Annotated in this window: 15 protein-coding genes; 11 read left to right on the plus strand and 4 right to left on the minus strand. The window is 67.3% G+C overall.

All coding sequences use genetic code 11. The annotated features are described in order from the left end of the window. Nucleotides 1–33 precede the first annotated feature (33 nt). From PFX90_RS16395 to PFX90_RS16405, 3 genes are all read left to right on the plus strand, one after another. Nucleotides 34–1236, plus strand: a complete 1203-nt coding sequence (locus tag PFX90_RS16395; RefSeq protein ID WP_285713746.1) for a phospholipase D-like domain-containing protein — start codon at nt 34–36, stop codon at nt 1234–1236. A gap of 67 nt (nt 1237–1303) precedes the next feature. Beyond that, nucleotides 1304–2455: a GGDEF domain-containing protein gene (locus PFX90_RS16400; protein WP_285713748.1), complete on the plus strand. Its 1152-nt coding sequence runs from the start codon at nt 1304–1306 to the stop codon at nt 2453–2455. A gap of 57 nt (nt 2456–2512) precedes the next feature. Then, nucleotides 2513–4261: a DUF1963 domain-containing protein gene (locus PFX90_RS16405; protein WP_285713749.1), complete on the plus strand. Its 1749-nt coding sequence runs from the start codon at nt 2513–2515 to the stop codon at nt 4259–4261. Between the two features lie 48 nt (nt 4262–4309). On the opposite strand, the gene PFX90_RS16410 is transcribed toward PFX90_RS16405, so the two are convergent. After that, entirely contained in the window at nt 4310–5830 is a 1521-nt protein-coding gene (locus PFX90_RS16410) for a replicative DNA helicase (RefSeq protein WP_285713751.1), read from the minus strand. 137 nt (nt 5831–5967) lie between these two features. Here PFX90_RS16410 and PFX90_RS16415 point away from each other — a divergent pair, with 137 nt between their 5' ends. The 3 genes from PFX90_RS16415 to PFX90_RS16425 are packed head-to-tail and all read left to right on the plus strand — an operon-like array spanning nt 5968 to nt 7642. Then, the gene (locus PFX90_RS16415) at nt 5968–6501 is read left to right on the plus strand and encodes a UPF0262 family protein (protein WP_285713752.1); all 534 of its coding nucleotides are present in this window, start codon (nt 5968–5970) and stop codon (nt 6499–6501) included. A 5-nt stretch (nt 6502–6506) separates the two neighbouring features. Beyond that, nucleotides 6507–7220: a glycoside hydrolase family 25 protein gene (locus PFX90_RS16420; RefSeq protein ID WP_285713753.1), complete on the plus strand. Its 714-nt coding sequence runs from the start codon at nt 6507–6509 to the stop codon at nt 7218–7220. Continuing rightward, nucleotides 7199–7642, plus strand: a complete 444-nt coding sequence (locus tag PFX90_RS16425; RefSeq protein ID WP_285713754.1) for a cytidine deaminase — start codon at nt 7199–7201, stop codon at nt 7640–7642. The genes PFX90_RS16420 and PFX90_RS16425 overlap by 22 nt, the downstream gene beginning before the upstream one ends. A gap of 219 nt (nt 7643–7861) precedes the next feature. Here the strand turns inward: PFX90_RS16425 and PFX90_RS16430 are convergent, their stop codons facing one another. Continuing rightward, entirely contained in the window at nt 7862–9001 is a 1140-nt protein-coding gene (locus PFX90_RS16430) for a M14 family metallopeptidase (RefSeq protein WP_285713755.1), read from the minus strand. Further along, entirely contained in the window at nt 8998–9657 is a 660-nt protein-coding gene (locus tag PFX90_RS16435) for a hypothetical protein (RefSeq protein WP_285713756.1), read from the minus strand. The genes PFX90_RS16430 and PFX90_RS16435 overlap by 4 nt, the downstream gene beginning before the upstream one ends. A gap of 119 nt (nt 9658–9776) precedes the next feature. On the opposite strand from PFX90_RS16435, the gene galE reads away from it, so the two are divergent. The 3 genes from galE (at nt 9777) to PFX90_RS16450 (ending at nt 11719) form a co-directional block, all read left to right on the plus strand. Beyond that, nucleotides 9777–10781: a UDP-glucose 4-epimerase GalE gene (gene galE / locus PFX90_RS16440; protein ID WP_285713901.1), complete on the plus strand. Its 1005-nt coding sequence runs from the start codon at nt 9777–9779 to the stop codon at nt 10779–10781. A gap of 105 nt (nt 10782–10886) precedes the next feature. Further along, complete coding sequence (ykgO, locus tag PFX90_RS16445) at nt 10887–11012, plus strand: type B 50S ribosomal protein L36 (protein WP_017666014.1); 126 nt, start codon at nt 10887–10889, stop codon at nt 11010–11012. 89 nt (nt 11013–11101) lie between these two features. Beyond that, complete coding sequence (locus tag PFX90_RS16450; RefSeq protein ID WP_285713758.1) at nt 11102–11719, plus strand: HAD family hydrolase; 618 nt, start codon at nt 11102–11104, stop codon at nt 11717–11719. 142 nt (nt 11720–11861) lie between these two features. Here the strand turns inward: PFX90_RS16450 and PFX90_RS16455 are convergent, their stop codons facing one another. Beyond that, nucleotides 11862–12206 (minus strand): DUF8200 family protein, encoded by a 345-nt coding sequence (locus tag PFX90_RS16455; RefSeq protein ID WP_285713759.1) that lies wholly within the window; start codon nt 12204–12206, stop codon nt 11862–11864. 210 nt (nt 12207–12416) lie between these two features. Between PFX90_RS16455 and PFX90_RS16460 the strand changes: the two genes are divergently transcribed. Both PFX90_RS16460 and recQ read left to right on the plus strand, forming a co-directional pair. Next, complete coding sequence (locus tag PFX90_RS16460; protein WP_285713760.1) at nt 12417–12968, plus strand: winged helix-turn-helix transcriptional regulator; 552 nt, start codon at nt 12417–12419, stop codon at nt 12966–12968. 76 nt (nt 12969–13044) lie between these two features. Beyond that, on the plus strand, nt 13045–14844 hold the full coding sequence (gene recQ, locus PFX90_RS16465) for a DNA helicase RecQ (RefSeq protein WP_285713761.1): 1800 nt from the start codon (nt 13045–13047) through the stop codon (nt 14842–14844). Nucleotides 14845–14882: the final 38 nt, after the last annotated feature.

Below are 14882 nucleotides of genomic sequence, written 5' to 3' on the forward strand. Positions count from 1 at the left end.
GGGTTGCCGCAATCCCGGTCTAGAAGGGCGACCATGGCCACCGCCCCTTCCGAATCGCTCCCCGAGGCGTCCGCCGACGCCCCCGATTACTGCGATCTCGAGCCCTTCGCCCTCACCGCGGCGGGGCACGACTTCACCTTCTACCCCCACGGACAGGACCGGCTGAAGGCGCTCGTCGCGCTGATCGAGAGCGCGCGCGAGAGCCTCAGGGTGTTCTACTACCTGTTCGACAGCGACACCTCGGGCACCATGGTCCGCGATGCGCTGGTCGCGGCGGCGCGGCGCGGGGTCGCGGTCGATCTGATCGTGGACGATTTCGGCAATGATGCAGGCGCGGAGTTCTTCGATCCGCTGGTCGAGGCCGGCGGCACCTTCGCGGTGTTTTCGCCCAAATGGGGCAAGCGCTACCTCGTGCGCAACCACCAGAAGATGACCATTGCCGACGGCGCGCGGGTGATGACCGGCGGGGCCAATGTCTCCGACCACTACTTCGCCATCCCCGCCGACAACGGCTGGTGCGATCTCTCCGTGCAGATCGAGGGGCCGGTGGTGGAGCAGTTCACCCGCTGGTTCGGCCTGCTCAAGGCCTGGGTCGCCAATGCCGAGGCGGGCCGCACCAGCCAGCTTCGAGCCTTGCGCGACATCGTCAAGGATTGGCAGGGCGGGGACGGCCCCGTCCGCCTGCTGGTCGGCGGGCCGCTGGTGCGACAGGGGCACTGGGCCTGGGTGCTGCGCAAGGACCTCGTCACCGCCACGCGGCTCGATACCGTCTCGGCCTATTTCAGCCCGCCGCGCAGCTTCCGCCGCCTGTTCGCCCGCATCGGCCGGCGCGGGGAAGCGCGCATGATCATGGCCGGCAAGTCCGACATCACCGCCGCGATCGACATGGCGCGGCTGCTCTACGGCAAGCTCCTGCGCGCGCGGGTCAAGCTGTTCGAATTCGCCATCTGCAAGCTCCACATGAAGCTGCTGGTGGTCGACGACATCGCCTATGTCGGCAGCGCCAATCTCGACAAGCGGAGCTTCCGCATCAATGTCGAGCTGATGGTGCGGATCGAGGATGCGGCGGTTGCGGCCGAGATGCGCAGGCTGATCGACCACATGGCTGCAGCGAGCGAGCCGATCACCCCGGCCTGGTACGCCCGTCACAGCACCTTCTGGAACCGGATGCGCTGGCGGATCGCCTACTGGATGAGCCTTGCCGACTACCGCATCAGCAAGGCTGGCACGGTTTAGCCTGTTAGCCGGGGCGGCTAATTATCGTTAACGCGGCTTTTACGGATCGTCCCCTAGGCATGGCCCCATGCGGGGACTGCTCGACAACTTGCGCCAGCGGTTCATGCCGCCGATCCCGGAGGAGATCCGCGACCAGTTCACGCTACTGCGTGCCGGGCGGATGGAGACGCAGACCAACGTCATGTATGTCATGCTGCTCGCCACCACGCCGACCGCGGCGTGGGCGGGGGCGGCCAATCTCCACTGGGCGATCAAATACGGCATGCCCGCGCTGCTGGCGGTGCTGTGCGTGCTCGGCCTGATCGAGAACGCGGTCAACCGCCGCCGCCATCTCAGCCTGCGCCGCGCGCAGCTGCTGGTGGGCAAGGCGGCGACCGTGTCGGGCTGGGTCGCGGTGATGTGCAGCAGCTGGGCGGTGCTCAACTGGTTCGCCTCGCCCCCCGAGGCCCACGCCGCCTTCGCGATGATCATCGCGATGGGCGCGCTGGCGACCGCCTACTGCCTCTCGGCGATCCGCTTTGCCGCGATCCTCAACCTCGTCATCGGGGTTGTGCCGATGTCGACGCTGATGCTGCTCTCGGGCCGCCCGCCGGAGATCGCGGCGGCGACCTCGCTGGTGCTGGCGACGCTGATCCTCGTGCGCTTCATCCTGCAGGGCCACGCGATGCTGGTCGACCTGCTGCAATTGCAGAACCAGACCCGTGACCTCGCGCACACCGACCCGCTCACCGGCCTTGCCAACCGCCGCGCGCTCGACGAGCGGATCGAGGCGCTGCTGCGCAAGGGCGAGGGCGCGCCGCCGTTCAAGCTGGTGCTGCTCGATCTCGACGGGTTCAAGCCGGTGAACGACCGCCATGGCCACGCCGTCGGCGACCGCCTGCTGTGCGGCGTGGCCGAGCGCCTGTCCGAAGTGGTGGGCGAGGATGGCCTCGTGGTGCGTCAGGGCGGCGACGAGTTCGCGGTGCTGGTCCCGCCGCACTCGCGCCTGCAGGACGCCCCGCTCGCCGAGCGCCTGCTGATCGCGCTGGTGCGCCCGCACCTGATCGAGGGCCTCTCCGTCAGCGTCGGCGCCAGCGTGGGCGTGGCGCAATGGCCCGCCGACGGCAGGGACGCCGAAGCCCTGTTCGACTTCGCCGACCGCGCGCTCTACCAGGCCAAGGCGGAGACGCGGGGGCAGCGGGTGGCGGCACCCGCAGAGCAGGCGGCCCTCAGCGCGTAGCGCCGCACAAGGCAGACACGGACGGCACACGCCGCATTCAAAGGCCAGGATATATCGATGTCAGGTTCATGCCTGTTCCTCCAGCCGCTCGTCTCGCAGTCCGAGGATGTTGCGCAGTGCGGGCATCTCGGAGGGAACCCTCACCTGGCGGCCGGTCAGGCCTATCCCGCCCGCGACGGGAAGCCGTACCGGTTTCTGCTGCAGATCGATTGCGCGAAAATGCCGGCAGGCACCTGGAACGGGCTAATGCCCCGATCCGGCTGGATATCGGTGTTTGCCACAGCTGCTGGCCAGTTCGACGTTCGGATAATCTACTCTGATGCCGCCGAGATCGAACATCACAGGCAAGACGCGTGGGATCCCAAGCACACCTCTCTGTCGTATCTCGATGAGCGATATCACAGGTTCCTCGAGGCCCCTGTGGCGTGGCCGCTCATTGCCGTGGAAGCGGCAGACACATCCTGGTCGGGCAGGCACTCGAGAACGGGTGAGAGCTCTTTTCGTCGGTTCCATGAAGCGGGTTGGCCGATCGATTGGGACACCCACTTCCTCCTGATAGACGAAGCGATCCGCAGTCTCGAAGACAGAGCGCAAGGTTTTGCGGACGCGGCAAGGCAGCGGGCGGCGAAGCTGAGCCTGCCAGCGCCGCGCCTGACTGAGTTGCTGTCGGAACTCAGGACATTGGCCTCAGGTCTCGTGGGCCATTGGACAGAACTTTCGCTACGCAAGCCGTTTTCTCCGGCCACGTGGCGCTCCCGGAAGGATGATCTTGTTCGCCTACAGGTGCTGCAAACCGAAGCCGGGCTGGAGCAGAACAACAATGATCTGAAAGGCTTTGTCAATTTGGCCCGGATCGAAAAGGCGAACAATCTCGGCACTGTCCGGTCCTTGCGGTTCCGGTCCCCGTTCTTTGCGCCCACGGATCACGCGGGCCGTTCGCATGCGCAGATCTTGAGCAAGGCTGAAAAGCTTGTGGCCGAACTGGACAATGATCCGGATGTGCCCAAGCAGGATCCCAGAAGTCTCTCACCGGATCGCGTTGCCTTTGCGGACTACCGCTCCAGATACCCTGCCGAGTGGCTGAGATACAAAGAGAAGATCCTCGAGATCAGGGCCGATTTCATCGGCTTCTGGCTGGACAATCAGGAGACCGTGAACGAGCTGATGGGCGAATGGGGACGTCTCCCCTTGCCTGCCAACTGGGTCGAGGCGATTGACGAAGCGTCGCAGATTGCCGCGTGGGCAGAAAAAGAACTGGCCAAAATCACTGCAGGTGCCAGCGCCGCCGACATAGCCTTCATCGAGGAACGCAACGAAATTGCGCGCCAGTCCTCGGAGGCAGCGTTGAAACTCCGCAGCGCGATGAGCGATGCAAAGCTGCAGGATCGCGGCGCCACATATTCGGCATCGGACCATCATCATCTGTTCAGACAGATTGATGAGTGCATCGGGTCTGCGCTCCTCCGGGATTCCTGGAACGTCACTTACGAGACGGTCAGGTCGGAGATCGCCAAACGGCTCTATCGCCACGATCCCCGACAGCTATCGGCCCCGGTGCGGGCTCATATGGAACGCCGGTGGGAACACGAAGCCCACCGGGCCCTGATCCAGGTGGGCGGCGAGCCCGCAGGGGAATGCGACACCCTGACGATGGCGACCGAGCCGATGATCATGATGTTCCAGATCCCGAGCAACGACCTGACGCACTTTGCCCACGGGGACACGGGCGGTCTGGTCATCCTCATTTCGGAAGCGGACCTTCGGGACCGCCGATTTGATCGGGCGACCTTCGATTTCGGATACTAGGCCGCTATGGTGTGCGCTGACCGAGTAGCACCCTGAACGCCGCCCCCGCTATTCGTACCCGTAGTCCGAATAGTCCTTGAAGTTGGGCGAGGTGAACTTGGTGATGTCGCTCTGGAAGTGGAGCGGGACGTTGCCGGTCGAGCCGTGGCGCTGCTTCGCCACGATCAGCGTCGCGCGGCCCACGAGGCCTTCGAACTTCTCCTCCCACTGGCGATACTTCTCCTGCACGTCGGGCGGGCTGCTCGCGTCGGGCGTGTCGGGCTTGACCAAGAGGTGGTAATAATCGCCGCGGAAGATGAACCACACCATGTCCGCATCCTGCTCGATCGAGCCGGATTCCCTGAGGTCGGAGAGCTGCGGCCGCTTGTCCTCGCGGCTTTCGACCGCGCGGCTGAGCTGCGACAAGGCGATCACCGGGACCTGCAATTCCTTCGCCAGTGTCTTGAGGCCGCGGCTGATCTCGGAGATTTCGTTGACGCGGTTGTCGTTGGCGCGGCCCGAGCCCTGCAGCAGCTGGAGGTAGTCGACGATGATGAGGCCGATGTCGTGCCGCCGCTTCATCCGCCGCGCGCGGGTGCGCAGGGCGGCGATGGTGAGGGCTGGCGTGTCGTCGATATAGAGCGGCAGTTCGGCAAGGCGCTGGCTGGCGTAGGAGAGCTTCTGGAAATCCTCGCGGCTGAGTTTACCGCTGCGCAGCGCCTCGGAAGAAATCTCCGCCTGCTCGGCGAGGATGCGGGTCGCGAGCTGGTCGCTGCTCATTTCCAGGCTGAAGAAGGCGACCGGCGCGCCGTAGTTGAACTCGCCGCCCTCGCGCTGCCAGTTGAGGTGCGCCTCGGCGCAGTTGAAGGCGATGTTGGTGGCGAGCGAGGTCTTGCCCATGCCCGGGCGCCCGGCGAGGATCACGAGGTCGGAATTGTGCAGGCCCGAGGTCTTCTGGTCGATCGTCGCAAGGCCGGTGGTCTTGCCCGACAGGCCCCCGCCGGAGTTCATCGCGGCCTCGGCCATCTTGATCGCGGTCATGGCGGCTTCGCGGAAGGTCGCCGCCTCGCGCCCCGTGCTTGCGCCCTCGGCGACCTTGAACAGTTCCGCCTCGGCCTGCGCGATGCGGTCCATCGGCGAGGTGTCTTCCGAGGTGTCGAGCGCGCCTTCCACCAGCCCCCGCCCGACGCTCACCAGCTCGCGCAGCAGGGCAAGGTCGTAGATCTGCTGGGCGAGCTCGCGCGGCACCAGCAGGCCTGCGCCGCTGGCGGTGAGCTGGGCGAGATAGGACGTGCCGCCCAGTTCGCGCAGAGCCTCGTCCGCCTCGAAGAACGGCCGCAGCGTGACCGGCGAGGCGGTGGCGTTGCGCTCGATCAGCGCCAGCACGCGCTCGTAGATGCGGGCGTGGAGCGGCTCGAAGAAATGGTCGGGCCGGATCGGGACGGGCAGTTCCTCGATCACCCGGTTGTCGATCAGCACCGCGCCGAGAAAGGCGGCCTCCGCGTCGAGATTGGCGGGCAGCTTCTTCACCGGAAGCTCTCCGGCGGGGTCTTGCGGTTTGATCGGGGTGACTTTTTCGGGTTCGGCCATGCGGGGCGTGATGGGCGTGTGCGGCCCCTCGGGCAAGGCCAATATGTGTCAACCGGGGTGTCAAGGCTTGTGGATAGTGGGGAGAGATTGTCGAAGTGCTTGAAGTGCGGGCCCTCCATCTGCGAGAGGGGCATGCGATGGCCGACACGCCGCCCGATTCCCTGCCTGTCTCGCCCGCGCCCGGTGCTGCGGGGGCGCAGCGCATTGCCCAGGTGACGCTCGACGAGGCGACGATCCTGTGGCGCAACGCCGATGTCGAGCAGGAGCGGCGGGTCGCGATCTACGACCTGATCGAGGAGAACACCTTCAAGCCGGTGCGCAGCGCCGAGCGCGGGGCGAGCGGGCCCTATCACCTGCACCTCTCGGTCACCGACGGGCGGCTGGCGATGGACATCAAGGACACCAGCGACCAGCTGATGGAAACCCTGATGATCGGCATGGCCCGCTTCCGCCGCCCGATCCGCGAGTATTTCGCGATCTGCGACTCCTATTACCAGGCGATCCGCAAGGCGACCCCGGCCGAGATCGAGACCATCGACATGGCCCGCCGCGGCATCCACAACAACGCCGCCGAACTGCTGCTCGAGCGGCTCGAGGGCAAGGTCGAGACCGACTTCGCCACCGCCCGCCGCCTGTTCACGCTGATCTGCGTGCTGCACATCAAGGGCTGAGGGCGATGGCGAGGGGCTCCAAGCGCCGCGCGCCGCGGCGCTGGCTGCTGCGGCTGGCGGCGCTCGTCGTCCTATTCGGCCTCGCCTTTGCCGCGTGGCTGTGGTGGGACATGCGCAGCTGGCGGCCCGATCCCGAACTCTACCCCGAGCAGGGCGCGCTCGTTCCCGCCGGCACTGCGCCAGTGCGGTTCGAGACGCTGAAGGCGATCGGCGCGCGCTTCGTCTACTTGCCCCTTGCGGCGGGGGCGGGGGCAGACGCGCCCGGCGGCTTTGCCGACCGCTTCGCGCAGGCCCGCAAGGCAGGCCTGAAGGTCGGCGTCGTCCTCCCCTTCGACCCCTGCCTCGGGGCCGACGCGCAGAGCGGGGTCTTCGCCCAGATGGTCCCGCGCGATGCGAGCCTGCTGCCTCCCGCGATCGCGCTCGGCACACTCGCCGACGCCTGCGACCCCAAGGTCAGCGACGCGGCGACCGAGAGCGAGCTAATGACGCTCATCAACCAGGTCGAGCTGCACGCGGGCAAGCCCGTCATCCTCAAGCTCTCCCCCGCCTTCGAGGCCCGCCACCGCACCGCCACCGCGCTCGCCCGCGACCTGTGGCTGGCGCGTGACCGGGCGCGGCCGGATTACGCCGGGCGGCCATGGCTGCTATGGAGCGCCAACAGCGCGCGCGTGACCGAGGCGAGCGAGGAGCCGGTCGAATGGGTGGTGGTGCAGAAGTGACCTTGGACAGCACGCAGGAGCAGGCCCTCATCGACGCGGCCTTCGCCGCCGCGCGCGGGGCCTATGCGCCCTATTCCGACTACCCCGTCGGCGCAGCCCTTTTGTTCGATGACGGCGCGGTCGTCACCGGCTGCAATGTCGAGAACGCGAGCTACGGGTTGTCGCTCTGCGCCGAGACCGTCGCGGTCGCCAAGGCCTTCGAGGCGGGGCGGCGCGGGGGCCTTGCGGCGGTCGCGGTGGTGGGCCTCAAGGCCGACAAGGAGCCCATCACGCCCTGCGGCCGCTGCCGCCAGGTCTTGAACGAGGTCGCAGCCCTCGGCGACACCGACCCGCTGGTGCTGTGCGTCAGCGCCGAGAGCGTGCGCCGCGTGACGCTCTCCGCGCTGCTGCCCCACGCCTTTGGCCCTGCGCACCTCGGCTGAGCGCCCCGCCACGCCCCTGCCTGCGGGGCGCGTGTTGGAGACACATGAGACACTGTCCAGAGGCAGAATCTCTCTGCCTTCTGCCGGGGCTTCGCAGGGGTCTGAAACGGGCGCAGCGCGAGGTTCATGTCCCCATGCTGGCACGGCGCAGGCGAGTAGGAAAGCGGGGGGCAAGGGGCGGCGGAGCGACCGCCGCCGTTCCTACATCCGCGCCGCGAATCAGGCGTCCCGCCCCTCCAGCCACTCCACCAGCGCGGCGAGGCACTCGCGCCCGAGCAGCTTGCAGCGCTCGGGGCTCCAACCCTGTTCGGGCTCGGGGAAATCCGCGAGGTCCTTGTAGGGCATCTCCAGCGTCATCGACACCGCGCCGAAGCGTTCGGCGAGCTGGTTGGTGCTCATGGTGAGGTTCGCGCGCCCCGCAGGGGCCTTTGGGTAGCCGAGCTTCGTCTGGAAATCGGGCGTGCGGCGGTCGAGGATGCGCTGGTAGCGGTAGAAGCCTTCGCCCTGTTCCTCCTTCCACGAGGGGATGCCCTCGAACCCGGCGAGGAACACCGCCGGGATCGCCTCATCGGCATGGACGTCCATCGCGAAATCGACGCCGGTCTGGTCCATCCGGTTACGGATCGCGAGCACTTCGGGCGAGCGTTCGGGGGTGGGATCGGCCCATTCGCGGTTGAGGTTGGTGCCAACCGCATTGGTTCGAAGATGCCCACGCCGCGAACCATCGGGGTTGCAATTGGGCACGATGTGCAAGCGGCACTGCTTGCGCAGCGCCCGCGCCACCGGATCGGCGGGATCGGTCAGGCACTCGAGCGCGCCTTCCATCCACCATTCCGCCTGCGTCTCGCCCGGGTGCTGGCGGGCGTAGAGCCAGACCTGCGTGCTGCCTTCGCCCATCTCCAGACAGTCGATCGGCTGGCCGTCCAGAGTGGTGCCGAGCCGGACGTAATCGACGCCTTCGGACGAAGCCGCCTCGGCGATCAGATCGTGGTGCCGCTCCATCGAATAGGGCGCGAAATAGGCACACCAGAACACCCCGCCCGCAGGGAGGTAGCGGATGGTCAGCGTGCCCCCATCCTCGTCCTTGTCGTAGGTCGAGGTCGCGCGCGCCCAGTAGTCGCGGTCTTCGGAGACGCAGGCGTTGTAGTCGGGCCAGCCGCCCGGATAGGCGCTCGCCGCAAGGCCGGTGAGCTTCAGCACAACCTCTTCGCCCGCGGGCGCGGCCACGCGGAAGTGGAACCACTGGAAGAACTCGGATTCATTGTCGCGCCGGATCGCGAGGCGGGCGGTGTTCCCGCTGATGCCGAGCACGTCGATATTGCCGCTGTCGAACCCGGCATCGATGAAAAGAGAGGTCATTTGGTTCCTTGAAGCTTCTTGACGCTGATCGTCACGGTCTCGCCATTGCCACCGGGGAAGTCCCGGAACAACCCGGCCGCGAGCGTGCGGGCGGCGGTTGTCACCTGCGCATAGGGGGACTTCACCCCGGTGGTGATCTGCGCGCGGCCTTCCCACAGGGTCTCGCCCCCGGTGCGCGAGATGCGCAGTTCGAGCGCGGTGTCGGCCGCCGGCCCCTCGCGCCCGCCGCCCAGGTTGATCCCGACCCCGAGCCCGACGCCCGTGCCGAAATTGCCGCCGCCGCCACCGATCGCGCCGCCCACGCCGACGTTCACCGGGCCCTGCCGCTGCATGGGCGCGGCAAGGACGGGTTTGCGGGTGGAGCGGATCGCGGCGGTCTGGTCGGCGGGCTCGCCCTCGGCAACGACGGTGTAGCCCGCCTTCGTCAGCTCGGCCCGCACCGCATCGGCAAAGGCATTGCGCGCGGTCTGGTTGGCGATTTCCTCGGCGAAAGTGATCGCGATCGTGCCGCGCCCGAGCTCGCTGGCCGAGGGGGCGACGAAGCGGGTGACCTCGACCGGGCCGGTATAGGGCGTGGTCGCGCAGCCCGACAGGGCGAGCGTGGCGGCGGCGAGGGCAACGGGAAGGGGCGGGGCAAGCAGGCGGAAGGGCAACATGGCGCAAATTCCTCTCGTGATCCGCCGACTATAGGCCGCGCGCCTGAACATTCACAGACCGCGAGTGTCTGCTTCAGGTTGAGATTTCTCTAATCGGAATCTGTGATAGGGGCGCGATGATGACCAACACAAAACCATCCGTGCTCGTGACCGGCGGGGCCGGCTATATCGGCAGTCACGCGGTGCTCGCCCTGCGCGACGCGGGCTGGCCGGTCGCGGTGATCGACAACCTGGTGACGGGCTTCCGTTTCGCGGTCCCCGAGGGCGTCGCCTTCTACGAGGGCGACATTGCCGATGCGGGGCTGCTGGCGCGGATCTTCGCCGAGCAGGGGACGCGCGCGATCATGCACTTCGCCGGTTCGGTGGTGGTGCCCGAGAGCGTCGAAAATCCGCTCAAATATTACGAGAACAACACCGCCAAGAGCCGCGCGCTGATCGCGGCGGCGGTAGCGGCGGGCGTGCCGCACATGATCTTCTCCTCGACCGCGGCGACTTACGGCATCCCCGATGTTGCCGCCGTGTCCGAGGACACGCCCCAGCGCCCGATCAACCCCTATGGCTGGTCGAAGCTGATGACCGAGCAGATGCTCGCCGATGTCGCCGCTGCGCATCCGATGAACTACGGCGTGCTGCGCTATTTCAACGTGGCGGGGGCCGACCCCGAGGCGCGCAGCGGGCAATCGACCGCGGGGGCGACGCACCTCATCAAGGTCGCGATCGAAGCGGCGCTCGGCAAGCGCGAATCGGTCGCCGTGTTCGGCACCGACTATGCGACGCCCGACGGGACGGGGGTGCGCGACTACATCCATGTCAGCGATCTCGCCGCCGCCCACGTGCTGACGCTCGAGGCGCTGATCGCCGAGCCCCAGCGCTCGCTGACGATGAACTGCGGCTATGGCCGGGGCTTCTCGGTGACCGAGGTGCTCGACGCGGTCGACCGGGTGACGAATCGCCAACTGGTGCGCAAGCTGGAGCCGCGCCGCGCGGGCGATCCCGATTCGCTGATTTCGAACCCCGCGCGGCTCAAGGCGACCCTCGGATGGGAGCCCAAGCACGCCGATCTCGACACGATCATCGCCCATGCCCTCGCCTGGGAGCGCAAATTGACCGATTTGCGGGGCTGACCGGGCGAGTCCTGCATTGACCTGAGCGCCCGGCGTCGCTAACGGCACGCTTCAATTTCCGCGCGTCGGGACGTTTCCGGCGCGCTTCTCTTTTGGAAAAGCGCCATGAAGATCGTCAACAGCCTCAAGTCGCTGAAGGGCCGTCACCGCGACAACCGCGTGATCCGTCGCCGCGGCCGCACCTATGTGATCAACAAGACCGATCGCCGCTTCAAGGCCCGCCAGGGCTAAGCTGGCGCGGCTGCCCGATGGGCGGCTGACGGACATGGCGGCCCGCCTCCTCACCGGAGCGCGGGCCGCAGGCTTTTGGGGGTCTCGCGATGCAGAAGGCGCCAAGTGAACGGGCAGTGGTGTTCGATGTCGGGCGGGTGCTGTTTCACTGGGATCTGCGCGCGCTGTTCGCCAAGCTGATCGATGACACCCGCGAGCTTGACTGGTTCCTCGCCAACGTCGTGACCGAGGAATGGCATTTCCAGCACGACCGCGGCCGCGCGCTCGGGGATATGGTGCCCGAGCGGATCGCGCTCTTCCCGCAGTATGAACGCCACATTCGCGCCTATGCGGAGCGGTTCAACGAGACCATCCATGCCCCCGTCGAGGGCTCGCACGAACTGGTCGAGCGGCTGGCGGCGGCGGGGGTGCCCTTGTTCTGCCTCACCAATTTCGGCGACGAGTTCTGGGAGGGGTTCCGCCCGACCCAGCCGATCTTCGACCACTTCGCGGACGTCATCGTCTCCGGCAAGGAGCAGGTCGCCAAGCCCGACCCGCGGATCTACGAAATCGTCGAGCAACGCAGCGGGCGGAGCGGGGACGCGCTGTTCTTCACCGACGACAACCCGGACAATATCGCGGCGGCGAAAGCGCGCGGCTGGGATGCGCATCTGTTTACCGATGCGGCGAGCTTGGAAGCGCAGCTAGTTGCGGCGGGATTGTTGTAAATCGGGCGCGTTGGAGCGCTGACCCGGTAGAAGGCACAAAAAGAAAAACCCCCGGCGCCGGGTGCGCCGGGGGTTTATGCTCCGTCCGGTTGGAGAGGGGGGACGCCCGGACAGAGAGGGACTTCGTGTCAGCGCGCGGCTATCAGCCGTTGCACTTGGCCAGTTCCTCGGCCTCGATCGGCTGGCCGAGCACCTTGAAGTTGGCGATTTCGCCCGACTTGCGGTTCAGGCCGCGGCAGATGCGCAGGGGGCGCGCGCTCGCCTTGCCGGCGACGCAGGTGGTGCCTTCGCAGGTCCAGGCGACACCGCCCGCGACGAAGCGCGATTCGCTCGCCGGGGTGGCGAGGGTGGCGCTGTAATAGGCGGTGCCGGCCGCGTTCACCGGAGCGCTGCTGGTGGCGACGCCGAAGCTCGCGCCGGTGTAGACCAGCGCCGAAGCCAGGATCGCGAGCTTGCCGGAGGCGGAGGGGGAGAGGGTCTTGATCATCGCTGTTGTCCTTTGCCTTTTTGTATTCCGAGGCCGCTGCCTCATGGTCTCTGTCACCGTATTTTGCAACGCAACATTTCGATTCGAAACCAGTTGCTATTCGCTACCTATGCCATTAGGTTGTGAGTTGCAACTGAAAACTGAAATTTTTTTGAGAGCCGCGCAAAATCGGTTACACAGACCCCCGGAAGGGGAAGGGACAGGAAACCTATGGGTGATTTGAGAGAACCGCTGCGCGAGCTGATCGAATGCGGGCTGCCGCAGGCGCTCGAGGTGATGGGCGAACGCTGGTCGTTCATGATCCTGCGTGCGAGCTTCAATGGTCTCAAGCACTTCGAGGAATTCCTGACCGAGCTCGGCATCGCCCGCAACATCCTCTCCAACCGCCTCGCCAAGCTGGTCGAGCACGGTATCCTCAAGCGCGAGCCCTGCGCCGACGACCGCCGCAAGATCGAATACCGCCTGACCGAAAAGGGCTTCGACCTCCTCCCCGCGATGCTGGCGCTGCGCCAGTGGGGCCAGAAATACGGTGCCGAGCGGGTCGTCGAAGACCCGGTGCTGGTCGACGAGCGTGACCGCCTGCCGATCGGCCCGGTCTCGATCCTCGCGCATGACGGGCGAATCCTCGGCCACCACGATCTGTGGCTGGTGAAGCCCGAGAACCTCGGCAAGCGCGCCGACGGCAGCATCGCGACGCGCGGCGCCGACCTGGCACAGGGCGACGTGGTCGATCTCGCCAGCAAGAAGGCGAGCATTCGCTGATTTTCTGGCGCTAATCCGTCGATAGGCGCGATGCGGCGGGTGCCCATCGCGCGATGCTTGGGCTAGGGCCGCGGCCATGAGCTTGGCCGTGCCCCCCGAATGCCACGAAATCCTCCACCGCACCTTCGGCTACCCCGCCTTCCGCGGGCAGCAGGAGGCGGTGATCGGGCGCGTCATGGCGGGGGCGCACACGCTGGCGCTGATGCCGACGGGTGCGGGCAAGAGCCTGTGCTACCAGATCCCTGCGCTCGCCCGCCCCGGCACCGCTATCGTCATCTCCCCGCTGATCGCGCTGATGCACGACCAGATCCGCTCGGCCACCGCTGCGGGCATCCGTGCCGCTTCGATGACCTCGGCGGATTCGGACAACGCGGCGACCGCCGAGGCCTTCCGCGCAGGGGAGCTCGACCTTCTTTATGTGGCCCCCGAACGCGCCTCGACACCCGGCTTCCAGAGCCTGCTCGACCGCGCGCCCGTATCCCTGTTCGCCATCGACGAGGCGCATTGCGTCTCCGAATGGGGGCACGATTTCCGCCGCGACTACCGGATGCTGCGCCCGGTGCTCGACCGTTTCCCCGAGGTGCCGCGCCTCGCGCTGACCGCCACCGCCGACCGGGCGACGCGGGCGGACATTCTGGTGCAACTCGGCATCCCGGACCAGGGCCTGATCGTCGCCGGGTTCGACCGCCCGAACATCCGCTACGCCATCACCCCGAGGGACAACGGGCCGCGCCAGATCACCGAACTGCTCCAGCGCCTCGACGGCGCAGGCATCGTCTACGCCCCCAGCCGCAAGCAGGCCGAGGATCTCGCCGCCGCGATCACCCGCGCCGGGCGGGAGGCGGGCTTCTACCATGCTGGCCTGGAGCCCGAACGCCGCGCGCGGGTGCAGGCAGAATTCGTCGCCTCGGAAAGCATGGTGATGGTCGCCACCATCGCCTTCGGCATGGGCATCGACAAGCCCGACGTGCGCTTCGTGATCCATGCGGGGCTCCCGAAGTCAATCGAGGCCTATTATCAGGAGACCGGCCGCGCGGGCCGCGATGGCGACCCTTCGGAAGCGCACCTGTTCTGGGGCGTCTCCGACTTCGCCCGCGCGCGGCAATGGCTGGGCGAAGTGGAGCCCGAGCGCCTGCCCGCCGAGAACGCCCGCCTCAATGCGCTTGCCGCTCTGGTCGAGGCCCCGACCTGCCGCCGCGCGATCCTGCTCAGGCACTTCGGCGAGCACCCGCCCGAGACCTGCGGCAATTGCGACAATTGCCTCGAAGCGCCGCAGGTGGTCGACGCCAGCGAACTCGCCCGCAAGCTCCTGTCCGCAGTCTACCGCACCGGCCAGAGCTTCGGCATCGGCCACATCGAGAAGGTGCTGACCGGCCAGAGCGACGATCGCATCGTCAGCCGCGCGCATGACCAACTCTCGGTCTTCGGCATCGTCGGCGGCGAGGAGGCGCGGCTGATCCGCCCCCTGTCGCGCGCGCTGGTGGCCCGCGGAATGCTCACCGCGACCGAACATGGCGGCCTCGCCCTCGGTCCCGAGGCGCGCCCCGTCCTCAAGGGCGAGGCCGGCGTCACCATCGCCGAGCCGCCCCCCAAGCGCCAACGCCGCGAACGCCGGGCGCGGGGCGGCGCGGAGAGCGCCCCCAACCCCGTCGGCAACCCGCTGTTCGAGGCCCTGCGCGCCAAGAGGAAGGCGCTGGCCTCGGAGCATGGCCTCCCGGCCTATGTCATCTTCCATGATTCGGTGCTGCGCGACATGGCGCTGCAATGCCCCGAGACGCTCGCCGAACTGGGCACGATCCCCGGCGTGGGGGCGAAGAAGCTCGAGACCTGGGGGCCTGACTTCCTCGATGTGGTGCGCGAGCACCTGCGGGGATAGCGCCCTATAACTCCCCTCCCCATCGGGGAGGGGTTGGG

This window comes from Erythrobacter oryzae (assembly GCF_030271515.1).
Lineage (GTDB): Bacteria > Pseudomonadota > Alphaproteobacteria > Sphingomonadales > Sphingomonadaceae > Erythrobacter > Erythrobacter oryzae.

What these genes read in the sequence shown, in the direction of transcription:
- PFX90_RS16395 (WP_285713746.1), top strand. Translation starts at nt 34, where the DNA reads ATGGCCACCGCCCCTTCCGAATCGCTCCCCGAGGCGTCCGCCGACGCC.
- PFX90_RS16400 (WP_285713748.1), top strand. Translation starts at nt 1,304, where the DNA reads ATGCGGGGACTGCTCGACAACTTGCGCCAGCGGTTCATGCCGCCGATC.
- PFX90_RS16405 (WP_285713749.1), top strand. Translation starts at nt 2,513, where the DNA reads ATGTCAGGTTCATGCCTGTTCCTCCAGCCGCTCGTCTCGCAGTCCGAG.
- PFX90_RS16410 (WP_285713751.1), bottom strand. Translation starts at nt 5,830, where the DNA reads ATGGCCGAACCCGAAAAAGTCACCCCGATCAAACCGCAAGACCCCGCC.
- PFX90_RS16415 (WP_285713752.1), top strand. Translation starts at nt 5,968, where the DNA reads ATGGCCGACACGCCGCCCGATTCCCTGCCTGTCTCGCCCGCGCCCGGT.
- PFX90_RS16420 (WP_285713753.1), top strand. Translation starts at nt 6,507, where the DNA reads ATGGCGAGGGGCTCCAAGCGCCGCGCGCCGCGGCGCTGGCTGCTGCGG.
- PFX90_RS16425 (WP_285713754.1), top strand. Translation starts at nt 7,199, where the DNA reads ATGGGTGGTGGTGCAGAAGTGACCTTGGACAGCACGCAGGAGCAGGCC.
- PFX90_RS16430 (WP_285713755.1), bottom strand. Translation starts at nt 9,001, where the DNA reads ATGACCTCTCTTTTCATCGATGCCGGGTTCGACAGCGGCAATATCGAC.
- PFX90_RS16435 (WP_285713756.1), bottom strand. Translation starts at nt 9,657, where the DNA reads ATGTTGCCCTTCCGCCTGCTTGCCCCGCCCCTTCCCGTTGCCCTCGCC.
- galE (WP_285713901.1), top strand. Translation starts at nt 9,777, where the DNA reads ATGACCAACACAAAACCATCCGTGCTCGTGACCGGCGGGGCCGGCTAT.
- ykgO (WP_017666014.1), top strand. Translation starts at nt 10,887, where the DNA reads ATGAAGATCGTCAACAGCCTCAAGTCGCTGAAGGGCCGTCACCGCGAC.
- PFX90_RS16450 (WP_285713758.1), top strand. Translation starts at nt 11,102, where the DNA reads ATGCAGAAGGCGCCAAGTGAACGGGCAGTGGTGTTCGATGTCGGGCGG.
- PFX90_RS16455 (WP_285713759.1), bottom strand. Translation starts at nt 12,206, where the DNA reads ATGATCAAGACCCTCTCCCCCTCCGCCTCCGGCAAGCTCGCGATCCTG.
- PFX90_RS16460 (WP_285713760.1), top strand. Translation starts at nt 12,417, where the DNA reads ATGGGTGATTTGAGAGAACCGCTGCGCGAGCTGATCGAATGCGGGCTG.
- recQ (WP_285713761.1), top strand. Translation starts at nt 13,045, where the DNA reads ATGAGCTTGGCCGTGCCCCCCGAATGCCACGAAATCCTCCACCGCACC.